3 protein-coding genes are annotated in these 2,954 nt (G+C 58.9%); 1 reads left to right on the top strand and 2 read right to left on the bottom strand.

What is annotated here, in order from left to right:
• Positions 1-270: 270 nt before the first annotated feature.
• Complete coding sequence (locus AC1DX0_RS33845; RefSeq protein WP_477223859.1) at positions 271-1,008, bottom strand: sugar transferase; 738 nt, start codon at positions 1,006-1,008, stop codon at positions 271-273.
• 585 nt (positions 1,009-1,593) lie between these two features.
• Here AC1DX0_RS33845 and AC1DX0_RS33840 point away from each other — a divergent pair.
• The gene (locus tag AC1DX0_RS33840) at positions 1,594-2,499 is read left to right on the top strand and encodes a hypothetical protein (protein WP_477223848.1); all 906 of its coding nucleotides are present in this window, start codon (positions 1,594-1,596) and stop codon (positions 2,497-2,499) included.
• A 155-nt stretch (positions 2,500-2,654) separates the two neighbouring features.
• Here AC1DX0_RS33840 and AC1DX0_RS33835 read toward each other — a convergent pair.
• The coding region (locus AC1DX0_RS33835; RefSeq protein WP_477358702.1) for a response regulator transcription factor at positions 2,655-2,954 on the bottom strand (300 nt) is incomplete at its 5' end.

Genomic DNA, 2,954 nt, shown 5'->3' with positions numbered 1-2,954 from the left:
CATCGGCGGTGTCGTTGCAGGTGGCATCGGCAGTGATTGGCACCGCCTGCTTTCAATCCTGCTTCTCGTTGTCGTTCTGCAGTGCGCCTATTTGCTCGGCCTCTTCCTTGGCGTCATCTGGCGCCGAGGCATGTCACGTGAGCAGTGACGATCCGCGGCTGCCATTTCGCAGCGCCCGGCGCCGCACCTGTTCGCCCATTGCGGTTGCGAAACCACGTTGCGGTTTTTGGACGACGACTGCATGAGGCAAGAATTTGCGATGCGCTTTCATCAAGACGCACGGTCGAATTTCATCACGGCGAAAACAGTCCGGACGAGAATAACGACATCGGCCCATAGGGACCATTCCCGCACATAGCGGCTGTCGATAGAGACACGGCTGGGATAATCCATTGCGTCTCTGCCCGTCACCTGCCACAGGCCGGTCAGCCCCGGCCGGGTTTTTAGATAATCGATCGCACAGGAGCCGTAACGTTTCAATTCGTCCGGAACGACCGGACGAGGGCCGACGCAACTCATCTCGCCGCGCAGCACGTTAATGAGTTGCGGCAGCTCATCCAGGCTCGACTTCCTGAGAATATGTCCCAGGAATGTGATGCGCGGGTCCTTCTTGAATTTCCAATTCTGCTGCCACTCTTTGGCGGCTTCGGGATTGTTCGCAAGATGGTTGGCCAGGACCCGCTCCGAGTTGGCCACCATGGTCCTGAACTTGTAGCAGGCGAAGCGCTTGCCGTTGAATCCGACCCGGGTGTGGGAGAATACCGCCGGTCCCCCGTCAGTTACCAATATCAACAGGGCAACCACCAGCATGACCGGAGCAGCGAACACAAGTGCGACCAATGCGACGGTCATATCCATCATCCTCTTGGGCCGGCCTCCAAGCGGATGGACTTCTTGGCCGATGCGGATGCCGCGCCTGCGGCGCTTTATGTCAAATGCGCTTATTGTCACGGGTTTCACCAAGAAAAGCTGATGGTTTTGCTGCCCAACTTCACAGCGGCTTGTCATTCTCGGCAAGAGAAGCAAAGGAGGTAGCGCCATACCCTGCGCTCGTTACCCCCTTAGCCCGATAGGCGCGTCGCTGGTGTAGCGTCGGTAAGCCTTGTGATCAAACGGCGTATCACCTGCATCCGTTTGCTGCGGTAGCAGATCAGGCAGGTTCGGCTGTATTGCCGGAACCTGCAGCGGAATTGGTTCGGCGACCATAAGGTCAAAGTGCCAACCAAATTCGGGCCGTCACGCTCCCTGGCGAGGGTAGAAAATACAGGGACCACGTTTGCCAAATGGGCAAGGCCGCAAAGGTGTCCGTCAACGCAATGCAGGAAATGCACGTGCGTCGCCGTGAGACGAGACCCGGCAGGCAGTTGAGCTGCTTAAAGGGCATTGCCGGCCTATCTGATAGTGGGAGCGCGCAACGTGGTAGCCAGCTTGACACCTCTATCACGTGATTTTCCCGCAAGCTCGTTTGCTCGTGGCGTCCCAAAGATCGACCTCGCCGGAGTACTTGCTACCGTCCGCAAGCAAATAGCCGTGCTTGATCTAGATCTCTCTGGCCTCACCGTGGTCGTTGGCGCTACGACAGGATACCAAGCGGTGACCGCCACAGTGGCGGCGCTCGCGAATGCCAGCCGTGTCGTTGCGCTCACCCGCGTCTCCTCCAGACATCCGAGCTTCGCGGCAACTGCGGACGCGACCTTGGCATTTGCCAAACACGCCGAGGTCGCCGAACGCGTTGAAGTGACGAACCGTATCGACAGCCGCAAATGGCAGGACGTCGACATCGTTACCTACTGTCTCCAGGTCGGGCCGATTTCGAGATCGATCATCGAACTCTTGCCCTCGCATGCGGTTGTCTCGCTGATGGCTGAACCATGGGAGCTTCGGCCGGGCGTTGTGGACTTCGACGCCTGCGACGAGGCCGGCATTAAGGTTGCGGCTCCCAATCTCAGTCACCCAGCTATAGACTTGCTGTCGGAATTCGCGCGGTTATGCTGCATCTTGCTCGGCGATGCCGGTGTCGATCACCGTGCCGCGAGGATCGCCATCGTCTGCGACACACCCTGTGCACCATCCCTTCAGCATACACTGCGCGAGGGTGGGGCCAGTGTAAGCGTTTTTTCGCACCCCGAGCTCCTGACCGGCGATGCATGGGATGTGATCGTGGTCGCGATGAGGCCCTCCGACAAACCATCAATGGACATCAACAGCCTAGGCCGTATTGCCCGGAACTCGCGCCAAGCGTTGCTGGTGCAGTTCAGCGGCGGGATCGATCGCTCGGCCGCCACCTATTTCGGCCTCAGGGTCTGGCCACCAAAGCGACCCACCAGCGGTCAGTTGAGCCTTCCACCTGATGTAGTCGGATCGGCTCCACTGATCCGCAGATTGACGGGAGGGCTGAAGGCCGCCGAAGCCGCATATCGGGGCGCGGAACTCGAAGGGGACAGCGTCGGATTTCTGGTGAAGGCAGGGTCCGCGACGGTTGGCCGGGAACATACCTAAACACCCGCCGAGAGTGCCTGTCTCGCGAAAAGGCTCGGACGAGACGATCGACCTTCGGAACGCTAGATCAGACCAGCGAACCTGTGGTCAGCCGTTTACGCATCCAGCAGTTGTATTGCTAGAGCCGTCCAGGCAAAGACCGATCGAGGCAGCCTTCAAAGCAACATCTGTCTAAGTTTGTACGCTACCTCCGTGCGGTTCGTAGCCTTCAGTTTTTTCATGATATTACGGATGTGGACCTTGACGGTGCTCTCACAGAGGTTGAGTTCGTAGGCAATTATCTTGTTCGCCTTGCCTCTCTTGAGTGCCTCCACGACCGCCGCCTCGCGAATGGTGAACATACCGGTGAGCGGACGGGCACCGTTTGCGGACGAGTGGATGATCTCGCGGAGCGCCAGCACGCAACTGGCGGGTACAAAGATTCCTCCGGCGCGAGCGAGACCAATGGCCTCGGC

The sequence above is a fragment of the Mesorhizobium sp. P3_A9 genome (genome assembly GCF_056402975.1).
This window is presented reverse-complemented; position numbering and strand designations above follow the sequence as displayed.

Coding starts and splice junctions, on each gene's coding strand:
- AC1DX0_RS33845 (WP_477223859.1), bottom strand. CDS start 1,008: ATGACAAGCCGCTGTGAAGTTGGGCAGCAAAACCATCAGCTTTTCTTG.